Source organism: Ferrovum myxofaciens, assembly GCF_000735045.1.
GTDB lineage: Bacteria > Pseudomonadota > Gammaproteobacteria > Burkholderiales > Ferrovaceae > Ferrovum > Ferrovum myxofaciens.
In genome coordinates this window covers 1-332 of record NZ_JPOQ01000484.1, presented here as the reverse complement: position 1 = coordinate 332, position 332 = coordinate 1, and the positions used below count along the sequence as shown (strand labels likewise).

The 332-nt window shown below is 54.2% G+C and carries 1 protein-coding gene; it reads left to right on the top strand.

The features are described from left to right. Positions 1-40: 40 nt before the first annotated feature. A partial coding sequence (locus IV91_RS16365; RefSeq protein ID WP_035418857.1) for a hypothetical protein occupies positions 41-332 on the top strand: 292 nt, incomplete at its 3' end.

Sequence of the window (332 nt, the reverse complement as noted above, 5' to 3'; positions counted from 1 at the left end):
AAATCGATCACAACCGATTGATTCGTGGTACAATTCTGTCATGTCAAACGCCCTCAAAACCGCCGCCAATATCATTGAACAAAACGTGGTTTTGATGGCCGTCAATGCACGCCAACAGGAAGAAATCTCCCTGCTCAAAAGGCAACTGGAATGGTTTAGACGCCATCTTTTCGGTCAGAAGTCGGAACGCCGCAACCCCGCCTATACAGCCTCCAACTGGCCTTCAGTGACTTGGGTGGGGAAGGCAATACTCCGCTTCCTGCCCCGGACACCCAGACCGTCGCTGCCCATTCCCGGAACAAACCCGCCAAGCCCACCCCTCCCGCTGAAGA